Source organism: Acinetobacter sp. NIOH-H-8, assembly GCF_046635365.1.
GTDB lineage: Bacteria > Pseudomonadota > Gammaproteobacteria > Pseudomonadales > Moraxellaceae > Acinetobacter.
Genome location: NZ_JBHDVN010000037.1, coordinates 1 through 17,514, shown reverse-complemented (window position 1 = coordinate 17,514; position 17,514 = coordinate 1). Strand labels below are relative to the sequence as shown.

Genomic DNA, 17,514 nt, shown 5'->3' with positions numbered 1-17,514 from the left:
TCCTGATTAGAATGTACGTGGTTTCGGTGGAATTGCATCAACCGAAAGTGGTTTGTAACGCACTGGCTTGTACTCAAGACGGTTATCAGCAGAGAACCACAAGGTGTGTTTCATCCACTCGTCGTCACGACGGCCATATGGATACTCTGGGTGATCTGGTGGTAATTCGAAATCTACCACAGTGTGAGCACCACGACATTCTTTACGTGCAGCAGCTGAAATCAAGGTCGCTTTAGCAACTTCATACAGGTTTTCAACTTCTAGAGCTTCAATACGTGCAGTATTGAATACTTTAGATTTGTCTTTCAAGTGAATGTTGCGAACACGCGGCTCAATTGCAAGAATTTGTTTTACACCTTCTTCAAGCAGCGCAGTTGTACGGAATACACCCGCGTGGTCTTGAACGATGTCACGGATTGCATCAGCAACTTCTTGAGCATTCTCACCAGTTGTTGATTCATCCAGCTTACGAACACGCTTAATTGTGTTTTCAAGCACAGTTGTAGGAAGCGGCTCATACTCATCACCGTGGTGTTTAGTCACGTAGTCGATGATGTGCTGGCCAGCAGCCTTACCAAATACAACCAAATCAAGCAGTGAGTTTGTACCTAAACGGTTTGCACCGTGTACAGATACACATGAACATTCACCGATCGCATAGAAGCCTTTCACTGGTTTCGTGAAGTTGCGACCTTCTTGGTTAGTAGAATAAGTATCAGTATTCTTGTCGTAGTTCGTTACTAAAGCTTCAGATTCTGGAGACTCAGGAACAACTACCTGACCATGAATATTTGTAGGAATACCACCCATTTGGTAATGGATTGTAGGTACTACAGGAATTGGCTCTTTAGTAATGTCAACGTTCGCGAATTTCTTACCAATCTCGAATACAGATGGCAGACGTTTCATGATGGTGTCAGCACCCAAATGAGTCATATCAAGAAGGATATAATCACCTTTAGGACCACAACCACGACCTTCTTTGATTTCCTGGTCCATAGAACGTGATACGAAGTCACGAGGAGCCAAGTCTTTCAGAGTCGGTGCATAACGTTCCATGAACGGTTCGCCGTCTTTATTACGAAGGATTGCACCTTCACCACGACAACCTTCAGTCAACAGTACGCCTGCGCCCGCAACACCTGTAGGGTGGAATTGCCAGAATTCCATATCTTGTAATGGAATACCTGCACGAGCTGCCATACCAAGACCGTCACCAGTGTTGATATATGCGTTAGTAGATGCACGGTAAACACGACCAGCACCACCTGTAGCGAACAATGTAGCTTTCGCCTGGAATACGGCAATTTTACCAGTTTCCTGATCGATTGCCGTCACACCCAGTACATCACCAGCTTCGTTACGGATCAGGTCAAGCGCGATCCATTCAACGAAGAACTGAGTACCCATTTTCACATTGCTTTGATAAAGCGTATGAAGAAGCGCGTGACCTGTACGGTCGGCTGCAGCACATGCACGTGGAACTGCTTTTTCACCGTAGTTTGCAGAGTGACCACCAAATGGACGTTGGTAAATCGTACCGTCTGCGTTACGGTCAAATGGCATACCTAAATGTTCTAATTCGTATACCACTTGCGGTGCTTCGCGAGTCATGAACTCGATCGCGTCTTGGTCACCTAACCAGTCAGAACCTTTAACTGTGTCGTAGAAGTGGTAATGCCAGTTATCTTCTTGCATGTTACCAAGAGATGCACCGATACCACCCTGCGCTGCTACAGTGTGAGAACGTGTTGGGAATACTTTAGTCAGTACCGCAACTTTCAAACCTGCTTGAGCAAGTTGGTAAGAAGCGCGCATACCAGAACCACCACCACCAACGATAACTGCATCGAAAGTTTCGTGTGGAATATTTGTGTAATCTTCTTTAGGGGTTATAGCGCCCATGATTGTTTCCTATCAATTCGCCCAAAAAATCTGGATTGCCCAGATCGCATATGCAAATACAGCAATAATCACTGCTGAAGTCAGTACAAGGCGTAAACCTGATGCTGATGGACCCATTTGACGAGTAGTCACATAGTCAGTGAATACCTGCCACATACCGATCCATGCATGCGCAACAAGAGATAAGACTGCCAACAAAGACATGATCTTCATTGGAACTGTCATCATAAAGCCGTACCATTGCTCGTAGTTGAAGCCACCATTCAGTAGGATCCAACCAAACACCACAACGGTATAAACAGCTAGAACTACAGCACTGATGCGTTGGACAAACCAATCACGAGAACCTGAACCTGTTAAACCAGTAGCACTTTTCATTAGAGTACGATCCATACAAATGCTGCAACAATACCGATTGCAGACAAGATTAATGAAATAGTAGCTGCAGTACGACCGCTTTGCAGTTCTTCTGCAACGCCGATATCTGCAAGTAAGTGCTTAATACCAGTGAACAAATGATAAATTAAGCCGGCTACAAATACCCATACGATAAAGCGGACAAAGAAACCGTTAAAGATTTCCTGCACTTCAGCAAAACCTTCTGCTGAAGACAATGATTTATCCAACAGCCACAAAAGGACCGGTACGAGTAAAAATACGATGACACCTGAAAGACGGTGTAGAATTGATGCAATAGCCACGGGTGATTTTAAGTTTACTTCTAAAACTTGACCCATGGACAAATTGACAGGTCTGTTGCTTTTCACAGCGGGCATCCTGTAGTTAAAAACTCCATCCGGAGTTTGTTGGAATTAATTCGAAGGAAAGCTGGCATTATCAGGCAAATACATGCCTAAACATAAAACGACACTGAATTATAAAACGTGAACTATTAAAATACAAACAACTGTATTTGGCTTTTTGAACAAAAAACCCTTAAATAAGAATCATTAACAACAACTTTAAGTTCTCCCCCACTTACTTTATCTTCATATTCTCATTCTAGATATTTGTTTTTTAATAACTAACTTGATTAATTTAGTCTGTTATCTAGCCAAGCTTCGACTAAGCAGATTTAGACTAAAGATGAACAGCAAAAATATAATTTCGATCCTAAGTCCTTATTAATCCCAAGTAAAATCACAAGGATATATTTCACAAATAAATAATGACTATTTATATAAAGGCATCTCAATTTAGAATTTTTATACTAAAACTTACTTATCTATTTGTAGATCATAGTTTTTTTGATGTTTTTAGACATTTCAGATTCAAAAAAACACTTATATTTTTGATTAAGTTGTATTAAACAAAGTGAAGCAAATTTACGAGCTATTTTTTAGCCGATTAAACAGAGCCAAAAAAAAATTTATTGCTTTTATTTATAATTCAAGTTTGAAGTAAAAACTTAAGGAAATCGATGTAAGTTACGAGATTTATATAATTTTAAGTTTCAGCCTTAGAATATTTTCTCAATTTCTCCTTTATTTTTTGCTAGGAAAAAACGCTTACAAATACGGCAAAGACTATATTTTTTTCTGCACCTTCTGTTCAATTTGACTTATTATAGAGGTTTGGTACTGTGATTTTATTAAACTTTTTATACCAAGATAAATGACTAAACCACTGTGAGAATGTCATTTTTCATCCATAAGTATAATTGACAAAATTTCAGTAGCCACTAATCTTATAGCAAATTTTTGATCCGTCCGTTTTGTGCATTAAAAGATTGATAGGCAACTCGGATATACATTCACCAGGACAGGAGATCTATTGAATGTCTGAAGCAACTGGCAAGAAAGCCGTTTTACAGCTTGATGGCAAAGAAATTGAATTACCAATTTACAGCGGCACATTGGGCCCAGATGTAATCGACGTTAAAGATGTGTTGGCTGCAGGTCACTTTACTTTTGATCCTGGTTTTATGGCAACAGCTGCATGCGAGTCTAAAATCACTTTCATCGATGGTAATAAAGGTGTTCTTTTACACCGTGGCTACCCAATTGACCAGTTAGCAACTAAAGCTGATTACCTAGAAACTTGCTACTTACTTCTTAATGGCGAGCTTCCAACAGCTGAGCAAAAAGAAGAATTCGACGCTAAAGTTCGTAACCACACTATGGTTCACGATCAAGTAAGCCGCTTCTATAACGGTTTCCGTCGTGATGCTCACCCTATGGCAATCATGGTTGGTGTTGTTGGTGCGTTGTCTGCGTTCTATCACAACAATCTGGACATCGAAGATGTTAACCATCGTGAAATCACTGCGATTCGTTTAATCGCTAAGATTCCTACTTTGGCAGCTTGGAGCTACAAATACACTGTTGGTCAACCATTCGTTTATCCACGTAACGATTTGACCTACGCTGAAAACTTCCTGTACATGATGTTTGCTACTCCAGCAGACCGTGACTACAAAGTAGATCCAATCCTTGCGAAAGCAATGGACCGTATCTTCACGCTTCACGCTGACCACGAACAAAATGCTTCTACGTCTACAGTACGTTTAGCTGGTTCTACTGGCGCTAACCCATATGCATGTATCGCTGCTGGTATCTCTGCACTTTGGGGTCCTGCTCACGGTGGTGCGAACGAAGCTGTTCTTAAGATGCTTGATGAAATCGGCACTGTAGAAAACGTTGCTGGCTTCATGGAAAAAGTGAAAACTAAAGAAGTTAAACTCATGGGCTTCGGTCACCGTGTGTACAAAAACTTCGATCCACGTGCGAAAGTAATGAAAGAAACTTGTGACGAAGTTCTTGGTGCTCTTGGCATCAACGATCCACAGCTTGCTCTTGCGATGGAACTTGAACGTATCGCACTTTCTGACGAATACTTCATCAAACGTAACCTTTACCCTAACGTAGACTTCTACTCAGGTATCATCCTTAAAGCGATTGGTATCCCAACAGAAATGTTTACTGTGATCTTCGCGCTTGCACGTACAGTTGGTTGGATCAGCCACTGGTTAGAAATGCACAGCGGTCCTTACAAGATCGGTCGTCCTCGTCAGCTTTACACTGGTGAAGTTCAACGCGACATCAACCGTTAATTCGGTTAGCGTTGAAAGACGTAAAAACCACCCTTCTGGGTGGTTTTTTTATGACTGACAAAAACCAACACAACCAAGATGTGAAAAACTTAAAATAGTAAACCTGAAGAATTTTCAATTTCTACAAATTTCTAGAAATTACTCTTATATCGTTAAGGATTGAGTTTTAATGCTGTTTTACCTGCTTCCCTTCATCCTGAAAATGATTCGTTTTGATCAGTTTAAAAGCCGGAACTTAACTTCAGGTGAAATCAAGCTTTGCCAGCAAGTCTTTGCTGACCTGATTGACTATTCAGCAGTCCGTATCATGAATCACCCTTTCCTGCCCTGGCAATCCAAGCATGTGATCATGGCACCAAGTGGTTATATTCATGTGCGTAACTTGAATTATCGGAACGATTATTCTAAAGAAAGCCGTTCTTATCAGGCGCTTTTCATTCATGAAATGGCACATATTTATCAATATCAGCAGAATATTAATGTTTTGTTTAAAGGTGCTTTTTTACAGGCCGCTTATTTTTTAAGTATGGGAAAATATAATCCTTACAAATATCAATTTAATCCCAACAAATCCTTTTTAGACTATAACATTGAACAACAGGGAGATATTGCACGCGATATTTTTTTAAAAAAAATCCCCAATATTATTCTAAAAAATCAGTTAAGCAGATGATATTGAATATTTTTCACTCAAGTATTCTGTTGATTTCTATTTTAGGAAAATAAACTTATTTAAATCCACTTGAGTATTTTTGTGCATTTACCAGAATAAAAAAGCACCATAATAAGTCATTTTTGACCATAACTTTGTGCATCTGTTTCAATTCTCCTGAAACAGCTCTAGCATCTGCCTCAAATTTCGATAAAATAAGCCAAGTATGATATTTTTAGCTCGCAAATCAAGATTTAATGATCATGCGGTCATGACTTTTTTAATTTTGGCCATTTGGCATTTTGTTCGTATCAAACTGCACTCAGCTGGATAATTAGAATTTTAAAAATCAGTGATTTAGTGTATTCACCTATAGGAATAGGACTTAATTGGAATGAAAAGTTTTAAAATTGCGATTGCTCAATTCTCTCCACATGTGGGCAATTTAGATGCAAATACGCAGACAATGATAGATTTGGCAAATCAGGCCAAAAAAGATAAAGCTGATCTTATTATTTTCCCTGAACTTTCAACTTTAGGTTATCCGGCTGAAGATTTATTAATTCGTCCAAGTCTGGCTAAACGTACAAAACTGGCGTTTGAGAAACTGACTGAAGTAAAAGATATCGTCATGGTCTTTGGTTTTGTTAATCAAACCGAAGATGGTGAACGCTATAACTCAGCCGCCCTCATGAAAGATGGCGAAGTTTTAGGTGTTTATAATAAACAAACATTGCCAAACTATGGTGTATTTGATGAGAAACGCTATTTTGGCGAAGGACATCAGCATCTGGTCTTCGAATATCTGGGACACAAGTTTGGTGTTCTGATCTGTGAGGATGTCTGGTCATTGTCTACGGTTCAACAGCTGGCTCAACTGAATATTGATACTGCGCTGGTTCTGAATGCTTCCCCATACGAAGTTGGCAAACCGCAACACCGTATCGATACCATGGCTGCGCTGGTCAAACAGTTGAATATCAATCTGGTGTACTGTAACCAGGTAGGTGGCCAAGATGATCTGATCTTTGACGGCACCAGCTTTGTACTCAATAAATCAGGCGAAGTGGCTCTGCAAGCACCTAGCTTTGAAAAAGGCCTGTATATCGCTGAATATGATGCAGAAAAATTAGAGTTCAGCAAAGGCACGATTACTCCAGCGCTGGAAACCATGGCTGAGATATATCAAAGTCTGGTGATGGCAACTCGTGACTATGTACAACGTTCAGGTTTCCCAGGCGTGATTCTGGGTCTGTCTGGTGGTATTGACTCAGCCCTGACTCTTGCCATCGCAGCAGATGCGATTGGCCCTGACAAAGTCCAAGCAGTGATGATGCCTTATACCTATACTGCTCAGATCAGTGTAGAAGATGCTACTGAACAGGCAAAAACCATGGGTGTAACTTTCGGTATTGCCGAGATTAACCCGATTGTAAGTGGCTTCTTGCAAACGCTGTATCCATTCTTTGGCAATGCCCCTGTAGATGCCACTGAAGAAAACCTGCAAGCACGTGCACGCGGTACGCTATTAATGGCACTTTCTAACAAGTTCGGCAATCTGGTTCTAGCAACCGGTAATAAATCTGAACTTGCCGTTGGCTACTGTACGCTATACGGCGATATGGTCGGCGGCTTCGCGGTATTAAAAGATGTGTATAAAACCATTGTGTTTGAACTGGCGAAATACCGTAACAGCATCGCAGAAACTCCTGTGATTCCTGAGCGTGTGATTACCCGTCCACCATCTGCAGAACTTCGTCCAGATCAGGTCGATCAGGATTCATTACCGGCTTATGAAGTGCTTGATGCGATTCTTTATGCTTATATTGAAGAAGATCTGAGCCAGGATGACATCATTGCCAAAGGCTTTGAAGCTGAAGTTGTGAAAAAAGTGATTCGTCTGGTGGATATTAACGAATACAAACGTCGTCAGGGTGCGATTGGTCCACGTATTAGCTCGCGTTCTTATGGTCGTGAACGTCGCTATCCGATCGTTAATGGTTGGAAAGCAGGTATCTAAGTTTTAACTAAACCAGATCAGCCATAATGCCCAAGTAAATGCTTGGGCATTTTTTTATCTTTAAGCAATAAATAGGGTTAAGAAATTAAAAGAAGATTCAAAAATTTAAACAGACAGATATTTAGAAGAACTTTCTCTTAATTTTTTATTGATATTTTTATGGCACAAAAAAAGAGACCAAGCTGAGAGCTTGGTCTTTAAAAATGGTGGCTATGACGGGACTTGAACCTGTGACCCCCGCATTATGAGTGCGGTGCTCTAACCAACTGAGCTACATAGCCGTAAACTGTGTGCGCATTATCGTAATTTCAGGTTGTATCGTCAAGCATTTTAAACCACAAATGTTCAGTCTTTATGCAAATTAATCATAAACTCTTAAACTTTGTACAAATCATGATTTAATTCGAAATCCCATAACAGAATCTACAAAAATTGGTACCAACTTTTAAAGCCAAATCTAAATCGAAGTCGTATCATATAATATTTAATTTTAAGAATAACTTGCTGAAGAAACAAAATAAAAAGTGAATCTAGGACCTTTTCCTATCGCTATAATACTTTTCCAAATATGGCCAATAGTATCTCTGGATTAAAGCAAAACTGAAGATGACGAAATTCAAAATATACCTAAGCCTGCTCCTATTGAGTTTTATAAGTTTAGCCAATGCAACTGTTATTCATCCAAGCAGCAGATTTTCAGGATGTGATGATGTGAAGAGTCTGGCTCAAGAAGTCATGCTCTTTAGACTGAAAGGTGCACCACAGAAATGGATGATTCAGCAAATAAAACAGCACTACGGTACAGCGAATGATCTCCATGCTCTGATTGGTATAAAACTTACTGAAAAAGCGTTTAAATATGAAATACCCCAAGATCAGTCTGGGCGTTCCGCCTTAATTAAAAACTTTGCAATTGATCACTATAATGAATGTGAGAAATCCATTACAGATCGTGCTCAATTTAAAAAAGAAAATAACGGTATTAACCCACCCTTGGAAAGGGAAGTTTTAGAACACTAAAATTATGCTGATAGAAGGTTACTATTAGAAATAGCAGTCTATCTTTATGCAGTTTGATAGATTTTTCATTATTAAAATCTCAATTTTAAACCTGTTCCTACAGTTTTATATAATAGGGATTTTTTGAATCTAAAATTACAGGTAATAACGCAGTATTAAAATCAGATGGCTTTTTTAAGTTAGTTCATTAATATTCTAAAATCATATTATTTTAATCTCAAAATATAAATATAAATCAAAAACTTATAAAATATACCAACCATTAAAAATTATTGCTTTGTTAAACATAATACTGAGGTATTTACTTGGTTTTATTTTTATAAAATACGCGTTATGATCAAAGTATAAACAACAATTCGTATACGATTTTAACGCGTCATATTTTTATAAAACTTATTTCCGATAAGGAGAATTCTAATGTCATTTGAACATATTTTAGTACCCGTTGACGGTTCAGAAACTTCCTATGCTGCAGTCGATAAAGCCGTCGAAATTGCCAAAGCATTTAACAGTAAAGTGACAGTGGTTCAGGTGCTGGCACTTGATCCCTATATCGCTGCTGAATATATTACAGCAGCTCAAACCAATGACCTGGTTGAACGTGCCCGTACTGCAATTCTGAAGACACTTGATGAAGCAAAAGCGAAATTTGCTGCGGCAGGTATTAATGCAGAGACCCAGCTACTCGAAGGTCAGGTGATTTATAGCGAAATTGTCAAGGCAGCTGAATCCTTGAATACTGATCTGATTGTGATTGGTTCACATGGCCGTACTGGCTTCAAGAAACTGTTCCTGGGAAGTGTTGCACAAAGCATCTTGGGACAGGCCAATGTTCCTGTAATGGTCATCCGTAAGTAATAAAAAAATCCCCACTTCAATCAAGTGGGGATTTCTCTTTCAAACAAATCCATCCCATTGATACTGCTTTAAGCTGACCCGATTTCCAGTACATAGGATCCCTTCTGCGCCTAATTTTTGCTGTTGAATATTATGTCCATATTCATCCAGTTTATTGAGACTGATCTTACCTTGAGCGTTCAGGACACGATGCCAAGGCAAATCGGTTTCTGTATCAAGCTGACTTAAAACCCTACCCACCAGACGCGCATGTTTGGGCAAGCCAGCCAGCTTAGCGATCTGTCCATAGGTCGATACTTTCGCATATGGAATCTGACTGACCACACTCAGAATCATTTGTGCCATTTCCTGGCTTGCACTTGATGTCATAGGCTTTCAATCTTGATAAAAAATTCTCACAATTAGAAATTCTCTGGATTCTCTAAACGTTTCACTTCCTGTACTTTGTCAGGATGATGCACGGTTGCTACACCATCGGCATCTTTCTTATCAACCAGCATTTCAGGCTGGAAGATGGTGATGGTTTCATTTCCATTTGCATCTTCCCCTACAATATACTGAAAACCGCGCCGGTTCATCTTATGGCACATCCGCTGATACCAGCCTTTAAAGCCTTGAGTTTCTTCATTCGGGTTGTAATAGAAGGCATTCATTACGGCTGGCAAACCTAGGCCACAAACCACCCCAGAAAGAAGTACCACAATGAAAGTATATCCAATCAGAATACTGCTATACGCTTCCAGTTGTGGAATATTGGCCACTGCCAGAATCAAGGCTAAGGAAATCCCGCCACGTACACCACCCCAAGACAGAATGGTTAAACTACCGTTATAACTTTTCTTGCGCATTCTAGGGAATAATGCAAAAGACAGATGGTTGGCCAGGAATCGCGCCAAATGCAGAATTATGAAAGCAACAATTCCGCCTAGAACCAGACTGGTGCTTAGATCAATAATGAACAGTTCCAGACCAATCAAGGTGAACAGGAAGGAATTGATAATCCCCTCTACCGTATGCCAGAAATGGTTTACATCACCGATGTCTGCATCAGCCAGAATTTCTTTCCATTTATTACCGACGATCAAGCCGCCTATTACACAGGCAATGGGAGCAGAAGCATGCGCCAATAAAGCAACCAGATATGAACCACAAGCCAACAGTGCAGTAGTTAATATCAGTGATTCCATTTCATGCTTACCGCGCAGAATACGTAGAATCGCCAGACCAAAACCGATTCCGATCAAGACTGCCACGACAATTTCATAAAGCAATGTTTGCAGGACGGCAAGTACAGTAAAGTTTTCACCTTGCAGTACATTCAGCAAGGTCATAAATAATGCAATACACATCGCATCATTAAACAGTGATTCACCTTCCAGCTTCACGATCAAATGATGGGGTGCGCGTACCGAACTGAGTACACCTTTAATCCCAATGGGATCCGTTGCTCCGAGCGCAGCACCGAGTAATAGCAGGACTAATATATCGACGTGGTTACCAATCAGGAACTGATAACCGTACAGCGCAATACCAAAGAAAACTGCACAGAAAACCAATGCCAGACTGGCCAGAATACCAATCGGCCGCCAGTGATTGCGTAAATCTGAAACCTTAAACTTCAATGCGGATGAAGTCAGAATGAAACAGATCACCCCATTAATCAGGAAGTCATAAAAATTGACATGGCGAACTGCTTTCTCAATATTATCAATATTGATGCTAAAAAATGGATTACCCTGTAACAGGCTGGCGCACCATTGCAGGATAAATACAAAAATAGCGGAAACAATCGGCACACCAATGGCTTGAGGAAAACTTAGAACACGTTTGTTGAACATGGTAGTGGCAATTGACAGAGCAAAGACCACCGTCAACAGTTGTAAAAAAAAGAAACTTCCCATTAGGTTTCCTAAGATTTGGCAATTTGCAGCCGTGAGCTGAAAGATTTACTTGAAATATAAATTTAAAAAAACAGTATATTTTAGCGGATCAAGTTTAGTCCCATTTTTTTTCGAATTAAGTTAAGTTTCTTTTCAATATTCACAACTGATGATTTAACATACAGTCTTAAAGCACTTTATTGCTCATCTCTCTTCTTTCTATTTAGAAATTTTCTCCTATGCATCAAACTGTCAAAACCATATTCCGTCTATGTCTCGCTGCTGTCATTTTTCTGGTCACACTCTCCTTGATGTTTACCTGTGTTGCCAAAGTTCAGGAAATTCTGAAAGCAGATCAATATTATCAGCAAGCCGTGAGCATTCCTTTAAAAAGCAGTGCCAAAGCACAATATGTACTGGTGTCTAATAATCAACGTCCAGACAATGCGCTGTTTATCCTGATTGCGGGAAGTGGTTATGTAGCAAAAATCAGCTGTGAGCATTATGCGGCCCTATGTACTGATGACTATAATCAGTCACATACCCGGCAGATTCAAAATGTTAATTTAGTAAAAGTGAGAAATTATTTTTATATTGAAAATATTCAGTTCCAAGATAGTCGAACTGGTCAGATCACTAAACTTAGCTATTCCAAAAATGAATTGAAGCAATTTTATAATAATGACATCAGCAATTTAAAATATATTCTCTTTGCGATTTCGCTATTTGCCTTGGCTGCCTTATTTGTCAGTATCAAGATTTTGAAAAACTTCCGTCGTTTTCTGGAAAAATAACTATTCAATCATTAGGGGAGCATTTTCTCCCCTTTTTTGATCTTTAATTTTAGATATTTTGATTAAAAGTATCGCAAGCAGACATTTGTCCCGATTTCAAACCGGTATTAAACCATTTTACCCGCTGTGCACTGGTACCATGCGTAAAGCTATCCGGTACGACATGGCCTTGTGCTTTTTTCTGCAGATAGTCATCACCGATCTTGTGTGCCGCATCCATGGCTTCCTGTACATCCCCCTGCTCCAGGAACTGAGTACGCTCATGGTTATGATACGCCCATACCCCCGCCAGACAATCTGCCTGTAGTTCTTGACGTACAGAAAGTTGATTGCCCTGAACTTGAGTGGCTTGTTGACGTGCCTGCTGTACCTGTGAAGAAATACCTAAAATGGTCTGGATATGATGACCTACCTCATGCGCTACCACATAGGCTTGAGCAAAATCACCTGCCTGATCATTGCGAGATAACTCGGTTGAGTTCTGTTCCCCGCTGATTCCCATCTGAGTACGCATATCTTTAAAGAATGCTGTATCAATATAAACTTTCTGGTCTGCCGGACAATAGAAAGGTCCCATGGCCGATTGCGCTGTACCACAACCAGAATTTACCACACCACTAAATAGAACCAGTTTGGGTGGAGTATATTGCTGGTTCAGCTGCTGCTGGAATACTTGAGACCAGGTATCTTCTGTATCGGCAAGCACAGTTCCTACAAAATCAATCGCTTCTTGCTGCTCTGGCGTTGGATTTTCCAGCCCCCGTGTTTCTGCACTAGAAACACCTTGTGTGACCTGCTTGGTGGTTTGATAGGCTTGCTGTGGATCAACGCCAAAAAACTTCCAGGCCACGAAAGCAATAATCAACCCGAGAATACTGATTCCACCGGCTTTGGCACCACCGCCACGACGGTCTTCTACATTGCTACTAACACGACGTCCTTTCCAGCGCATAGTGAGATTCCTTATAGTTTAAAGTCAGCTTATTTTAACGGGCCTAATTTATGCCTGCTTTGGTTTCGATCTGATTTTTTGAATAAAGCCAATCAAGATAAATACGATTAACCCTGCCACAAAACCAATCACCAGATTAATTAATGTAGGCGTAACAGCCCCTATGATACTTCCTAGGCTAGGAATATGCTCTACATACTCAACTGAATCTTCAGTGAAATGATGAAACCATGGAATGGTATGGGCAATAATCCCGCCACCGACCAGGAACATTGCAATCGTACCTACAATCGTCAGGGTTTTCATCAATTTAGGGGCAAAAGCCAGCAATCCACGGCCTACACTTTGCTTAAAGCTAGATACCTGCTTAGTCAGGTACAAACCTAAATCATCAATTTTAACAATCATGGCAACGAAGCCGTACACTCCGACTGTCATTAATATGGCAATTCCTGCCAGTACGATGACCTTGGTGGTAAAAGCTGCGGCTGCCACGGTGCCCAAAGAAATCACTACAATTTCCGCTGACAGAATGAAATCAGTTCGGATCGCACCCTTAATTTTCTCTTTTTCAAATGTAGCCAAATCGGTTTCGATCGTAGTGAATTCAGCCTCAGCATCTTCTTCAGTCTTAGCTTTCTTATGCTTTAAGCTATGCAGGACTTTTTCTACGCCTTCATAACAGAGAAATAGACCACCAATCATTAGTAAAGGATTAATTAACCAGGGTGCAACCACACTAATAAGTAAAGCCAAAGGAACAAGAATCAGCTTATTAATAAAAGAACCTTTGGCTACTCCCCACACCACAGGAAGTTCACGTTCTGCCCGTACACCGCTGACTTGCTGGGCATTTAATGCCAAGTCATCCCCCAAGACACCTGCTGTCTTTTTTGCAGCCATCTTGCTCATCACGGCAACATCGTCTAAAACAGTCGCAATATCATCTAATAATATTAATAAGCTGCTCGCCATTCTTGTTATCCTTATTACCTTTAGACATATTTTAATGAAAATATTTAAAAAATATTGTATTCACTTGTTTAATTAATAAGATTTTTTTACTGCAGTTTTTTTTTCTGGCTGACATTCAAAAACAGAATGCCGTACAATGTGGCCATTCGTTAAAATATAGATGTAGTACAGACTACTTTTTGGAATAGATAATGAGTAATCAAGATAATCGTCCAGTAATCTTGACTGGCGACCGTCCTACCGGACAGCTTCACCTTGGCCATTTTGTCGGTTCATTACGCTCTCGCGTAGGTTTACAAGATTCTCACCATCAACATTTGTTACTCGCTGATGCTCAAGCCCTGACAGATAATGCAGATAACTTTGAAAAAGTACGTCGCAATATTATTGAAGTAGCAACAGATTATCTGGCTGTCGGCATTGATCCAACTAAAACTACAATCTGTGTTCAGTCTTGCCTGCCAGCCTTAAACGAACTGACCATGCTCTATCTGAACTTTGTGACAGTTTCACGTCTAGAGCGCAACCCGACCATTAAATCAGAAATTCAGATGCGTGGTTTCGAGCGTGATATTCCAGCAGGTTTCTTATGCTATCCAGTGGCTCAGGCAGCAGATATCACAGCCTTTAAAGCAACTGTAGTTCCGGTGGGCGAAGACCAGATTCCAATGATCGAACAGACTAATGAGATCGTACGTCGCCTTAACCGTCAGATTGGCCGTGAATTACTGCCTGAATGTAAGGCGCTGCTTTCTAATGTGGGACGCTTACCAGGTTTTGACGGCAAAGCGAAGATGTCTAAATCCCTAGGTAATACCATTGTTCTAGATGCTTCTGATAAAGATATCAAAAAAGCTGTCAATGCGATGTATACCGATCCAAATCACCTTCGTATCGAAGATCCAGGCCAGGTGGAAGGCAATGTGGTATTTACTTATCTTGATGCATTCGACACCAATAAAGAAGAACTGGAAGAACTGAAAGCACATTATCGCCGTGGTGGTTTAGGTGATGGTACGGTGAAAAAACGTCTGGAAGGTATTCTGAAAGAGTTGATCGGTCCGATTCGTGAACGTCGTATGGAACTGGCTAAAGACCCGGATTACATTATGGATATTTTGAAAACGGGTACAAATAAATGCCGTGATATTACACAGGCCACTTTAGATGAAGTGAAAACAGGCTTAGGTGTTTTCCATTTCTAAGCTAGACAATATTTAAAAGAAGCCCTTCATATGAAGGGCTTTTTTATTTAAGTCTAAAATGCGCAAAAATAAGGCAAGTTTCCACACAGATTCTTCATAGTTTTAACCTTACTTAACATCTATTAACATGAATACTGATGAGTCACATGAGAATGAGTCCTACTATACTTACATACAGTAAGGAATCAAATTTAACTCTCTCCACAGTTAATGTTGATTTAGTTTTGAAAGAAACTTCCTTTTTCTACGCAATGACAACCCCAATCATTGCGTTTTTTTTGTCTGTAATTTTTGAAAATATAAAAAATCCTGCCAGATCAGCAGGATTTTGTTGTTGTATCTTGAATATTAATATCTAAACAAGCCTTTTTCTAATGGAATTTCAATTCCAATAGAGGCACCGCCATCCTGACCATTTACATCTGAGTCACTTATCCAGGCATTAATTTTAAGTGGCATTTCTGGACGAATATAATGCGACCAGGTGACATCTAGTGCTTTAATTTCATCATCAAAAGCAAAAGCAGCATTATTTTCAGGTCTACGGTCAGACTGATTGACTTCAGCAAATAATACCCGCCCAGATAAACGGTTCATCGGATCAAAACGGATATCACCACCTACTGAAACCATCTGCGCATCACCACCTAAAGCATGTGCCAGCGGATAACCATGCTGATAAAAGCCATCAGTATAATTGGTATGGTTATAAGAAATACCGCGCACCTTGCCGTTAGTCCGTGTATCTGCCCATTCTGTATAAAGTTGATAGGGCATATTTCTTACAGTTGCAGAATAGTCTATCCCAGCCAGATACATTTTCTTCGCAGGGAGACCACCGGCTTCATCTTCACCAACATATTGCCCATAGAAGCCCATAGGCACCTGTGTCAAAGGAAACAGATTCAGACGTGCATCAAAACCAGCGATCTGATTCGATGGGTCAGGTTCATCCGTACCACCATTATCTTTATTCCCGACAAAAGCATCCCATAGTGAACTTAAGCTTTCAGGACGTCCTTCCCCACCCCACTGAATCGCACGAGAAGCACCTAGCTCCAAGTAAGATAAAGGTTGGGCAGTTACACGAAGCCCAATAAGTTTGGCATCTGGAACGGCAGTATAATCATCCAATTGTCCTGCAAAAGCCTGATATTGCCACGGTCCAATCCAGGACAGCCATTTAGTTTCAAAAGCTGTTTGTTCTGCACGCTGTGCCATAAAACCATATACTGGGCGGCTAGCATCGCCACGAATCAAGCTGCCATCATGTCCTGGACCCCAATAGGTCGGAATTTGGCCAGCAATCAGCCATTGATTCCAGAGTTTCCCTGCAAGATAAGATCCTTCCAGATTCACATCCTGATCATTCTCAATTTGTCGATCTTTTTCGGCATTAACTCGGAGCTTGGCATCCCAGTTTTCGCCACCTGCATTAAACTCTAAAGCTGCCTGAAATTGTGCCTTTTGCTGATCGCCAAAGGCTTGAGGAATATCTTTTGGATCACTTTCCGCAAATAAGCCTACTTTGAGCTGCTGATTGTCTGCTGTTAATTTTGCCAGAACTGAATCAATAACACGTTGTTGTACTTTGTTACTCACTTGTGCATTGGATAGAGCACGTTGAATTTCATCACCACTGAGCGGCCAGGTCGAGGTACTGATCTGGATCACCCCTTGCTGGTTTAACCAGTTCAAGTCAGTACGAAGATTTGCATCATTCAGAACCAGCCCTTGAGCAAAAACAGGAAGTGAAAGTGTCGTAAGAAGTACACTTAATAATGGTTTTTTTAGAAACATGGGATCAATATTCTCAAGTTTATTTTTGCCTAACCATAGATATTTCAAAAACAATATTCAATGGCGAAACTGTATCAGTATAATATGAAACCCTAGATTTAATTGACTTTTAAAATAATAAATCGCTTCGAAAAATGAGATAGAAATACAAAAAATGAAATCACTAATATAAAAAAAATAGATTTAAATAGTGCTGGGTTTTAATTTTATTTAAGATAAATACTGAACACATAAAAAAGGCAGTTTTAAAAACTGCCTTTTTTCGAATAAGTCATGTCCCGTCCTGAAATAAGTTTACACCTTAAGAGACTTATTTTATGGAACATGCACAAGAACAACGAGTTAAACGCACACAACGTGATTATAGCTTCGCCTTTAAAATGATGGTTGTACATAAAGTA

15 protein-coding genes and 1 tRNA gene are annotated in these 17,514 nt (G+C 40.1%); 7 read left to right on the top strand and 9 right to left on the bottom strand.

Annotated features, from left to right (window positions below; translation table 11 throughout):
• Positions 1–6: 6 nt before the first annotated feature.
• The 3 genes from ACEWB7_RS12745 to sdhC are packed head-to-tail and all read right to left on the bottom strand — an operon-like array spanning position 7 to position 2,681.
• Positions 7–1,905 (bottom strand): FAD-binding protein, encoded by a 1,899-nt coding sequence (locus tag ACEWB7_RS12745; protein WP_004782979.1) that lies wholly within the window; start codon positions 1,903–1,905, stop codon positions 7–9.
• A 12-nt stretch (positions 1,906–1,917) separates the two neighbouring features.
• A complete protein-coding gene (sdhD, locus tag ACEWB7_RS12740) occupies positions 1,918–2,283 on the bottom strand; it encodes a succinate dehydrogenase, hydrophobic membrane anchor protein (RefSeq protein WP_004782980.1) in 366 nt (121 codons plus the stop codon).
• Positions 2,283–2,681 carry a succinate dehydrogenase, cytochrome b556 subunit gene (gene sdhC / locus ACEWB7_RS12735; RefSeq protein ID WP_034705238.1) on the bottom strand — a complete coding sequence of 133 codons (399 nt, stop codon included), beginning with the start codon at positions 2,679–2,681 and terminating at the stop codon, positions 2,283–2,285. Before sdhC ends, sdhD begins: the two co-directional genes overlap by 1 nt.
• Positions 2,682–3,682: 1,001 nt before the next feature.
• Between sdhC and gltA the strand changes: the two genes are divergently transcribed.
• From gltA to ACEWB7_RS12720, 3 genes are all read left to right on the top strand, one after another.
• Entirely contained in the window at positions 3,683–4,957 is a 1,275-nt protein-coding gene (gltA, locus tag ACEWB7_RS12730) for a citrate synthase (RefSeq protein WP_004782984.1), read from the top strand.
• Positions 4,958–5,126: 169 nt separating this feature from the next.
• Entirely contained in the window at positions 5,127–5,630 is a 504-nt protein-coding gene (locus ACEWB7_RS12725; protein ID WP_034706197.1) for a hypothetical protein, read from the top strand.
• A gap of 373 nt (positions 5,631–6,003) precedes the next feature.
• The gene (locus tag ACEWB7_RS12720; RefSeq protein WP_034706199.1) at positions 6,004–7,629 is read left to right on the top strand and encodes an NAD+ synthase; all 1,626 of its coding nucleotides are present in this window, start codon (positions 6,004–6,006) and stop codon (positions 7,627–7,629) included.
• A 204-nt stretch (positions 7,630–7,833) separates the two neighbouring features.
• Here ACEWB7_RS12720 and ACEWB7_RS12715 read toward each other — a convergent pair.
• Positions 7,834–7,910 (bottom strand) — tRNA-Met (locus ACEWB7_RS12715).
• 325 nt (positions 7,911–8,235) lie between these two features.
• On the opposite strand from ACEWB7_RS12715, the gene ACEWB7_RS12710 reads away from it, so the two are divergent.
• Both ACEWB7_RS12710 and ACEWB7_RS12705 read left to right on the top strand, forming a co-directional pair.
• Positions 8,236–8,649, top strand: coding sequence for a hypothetical protein (locus ACEWB7_RS12710; RefSeq protein ID WP_218945519.1), 414 nt, complete (start codon positions 8,236–8,238; stop codon positions 8,647–8,649).
• Positions 8,650–9,066: 417 nt separating this feature from the next.
• On the top strand, positions 9,067–9,507 hold the full coding sequence (locus ACEWB7_RS12705; RefSeq protein ID WP_034705969.1) for a universal stress protein: 441 nt from the start codon (positions 9,067–9,069) through the stop codon (positions 9,505–9,507).
• Between the two features lie 39 nt (positions 9,508–9,546).
• Here the strand turns inward: ACEWB7_RS12705 and ACEWB7_RS12700 are convergent, their stop codons facing one another.
• On the bottom strand, positions 9,547–9,843 hold the full coding sequence (locus ACEWB7_RS12700) for an MGMT family protein (protein WP_034705980.1): 297 nt from the start codon (positions 9,841–9,843) through the stop codon (positions 9,547–9,549).
• A 65-nt stretch (positions 9,844–9,908) separates the two neighbouring features.
• Complete coding sequence (locus ACEWB7_RS12695) at positions 9,909–11,408, bottom strand: cation:proton antiporter (protein ID WP_034705971.1); 1,500 nt, start codon at positions 11,406–11,408, stop codon at positions 9,909–9,911.
• A gap of 218 nt (positions 11,409–11,626) precedes the next feature.
• Here ACEWB7_RS12695 and ACEWB7_RS12690 point away from each other — a divergent pair, with 218 nt between their 5' ends.
• Positions 11,627–12,181 carry a hypothetical protein gene (locus ACEWB7_RS12690; RefSeq protein WP_034705972.1) on the top strand — a complete coding sequence of 185 codons (555 nt, stop codon included), beginning with the start codon at positions 11,627–11,629 and terminating at the stop codon, positions 12,179–12,181.
• A gap of 49 nt (positions 12,182–12,230) precedes the next feature.
• Here the strand turns inward: ACEWB7_RS12690 and ACEWB7_RS12685 are convergent, their stop codons facing one another.
• Together ACEWB7_RS12685 and ACEWB7_RS12680 are read right to left on the bottom strand one after the other, a co-directional pair.
• Complete coding sequence (locus ACEWB7_RS12685) at positions 12,231–13,133, bottom strand: neutral zinc metallopeptidase (protein WP_034705974.1); 903 nt, start codon at positions 13,131–13,133, stop codon at positions 12,231–12,233.
• 48 nt (positions 13,134–13,181) lie between these two features.
• Positions 13,182–14,108, bottom strand: a complete 927-nt coding sequence (locus tag ACEWB7_RS12680) for a DUF808 domain-containing protein (protein WP_312318497.1) — start codon at positions 14,106–14,108, stop codon at positions 13,182–13,184.
• Between the two features lie 191 nt (positions 14,109–14,299).
• Between ACEWB7_RS12680 and trpS the strand changes: the two genes are divergently transcribed.
• Positions 14,300–15,313, top strand: a complete 1,014-nt coding sequence (gene trpS, locus ACEWB7_RS12675; RefSeq protein ID WP_034705978.1) for a tryptophan--tRNA ligase — start codon at positions 14,300–14,302, stop codon at positions 15,311–15,313.
• Positions 15,314–15,661: 348 nt separating this feature from the next.
• Here the strand turns inward: trpS and ACEWB7_RS12670 are convergent, their stop codons facing one another.
• The gene (locus ACEWB7_RS12670; RefSeq protein WP_262737888.1) at positions 15,662–17,113 is read right to left on the bottom strand and encodes a capsule assembly Wzi family protein; all 1,452 of its coding nucleotides are present in this window, start codon (positions 17,111–17,113) and stop codon (positions 15,662–15,664) included.
• Positions 17,114–17,514 lie beyond the last annotated feature (401 nt).

Bases quoted from the DNA above. Each gene is read 5' to 3' on its own strand.
- ACEWB7_RS12680 (WP_312318497.1), bottom strand. From the start codon at position 14,108: ATGGCGAGCAGCTTATTAATATTATTAGATGATATTGCGACTGTTTTA.
- ACEWB7_RS12685 (WP_034705974.1), bottom strand. From the start codon at position 13,133: ATGCGCTGGAAAGGACGTCGTGTTAGTAGCAATGTAGAAGACCGTCGT.
- ACEWB7_RS12720 (WP_034706199.1), top strand. From the start codon at position 6,004: ATGAAAAGTTTTAAAATTGCGATTGCTCAATTCTCTCCACATGTGGGC.
- ACEWB7_RS12710 (WP_218945519.1), top strand. From the start codon at position 8,236: ATGACGAAATTCAAAATATACCTAAGCCTGCTCCTATTGAGTTTTATA.
- ACEWB7_RS12705 (WP_034705969.1), top strand. From the start codon at position 9,067: ATGTCATTTGAACATATTTTAGTACCCGTTGACGGTTCAGAAACTTCC.
- ACEWB7_RS12695 (WP_034705971.1), bottom strand. From the start codon at position 11,408: ATGGGAAGTTTCTTTTTTTTACAACTGTTGACGGTGGTCTTTGCTCTG.
- trpS (WP_034705978.1), top strand. From the start codon at position 14,300: ATGAGTAATCAAGATAATCGTCCAGTAATCTTGACTGGCGACCGTCCT.
- sdhC (WP_034705238.1), bottom strand. From the start codon at position 2,681: ATGCCCGCTGTGAAAAGCAACAGACCTGTCAATTTGTCCATGGGTCAA.
- ACEWB7_RS12745 (WP_004782979.1), bottom strand. From the start codon at position 1,905: ATGGGCGCTATAACCCCTAAAGAAGATTACACAAATATTCCACACGAA.
- ACEWB7_RS12725 (WP_034706197.1), top strand. From the start codon at position 5,127: ATGCTGTTTTACCTGCTTCCCTTCATCCTGAAAATGATTCGTTTTGAT.
- ACEWB7_RS12690 (WP_034705972.1), top strand. From the start codon at position 11,627: ATGCATCAAACTGTCAAAACCATATTCCGTCTATGTCTCGCTGCTGTC.
- ACEWB7_RS12700 (WP_034705980.1), bottom strand. From the start codon at position 9,843: ATGATTCTGAGTGTGGTCAGTCAGATTCCATATGCGAAAGTATCGACC.
- sdhD (WP_004782980.1), bottom strand. From the start codon at position 2,283: ATGAAAAGTGCTACTGGTTTAACAGGTTCAGGTTCTCGTGATTGGTTT.
- gltA (WP_004782984.1), top strand. From the start codon at position 3,683: ATGTCTGAAGCAACTGGCAAGAAAGCCGTTTTACAGCTTGATGGCAAA.
- ACEWB7_RS12670 (WP_262737888.1), bottom strand. From the start codon at position 17,113: ATGTTTCTAAAAAAACCATTATTAAGTGTACTTCTTACGACACTTTCA.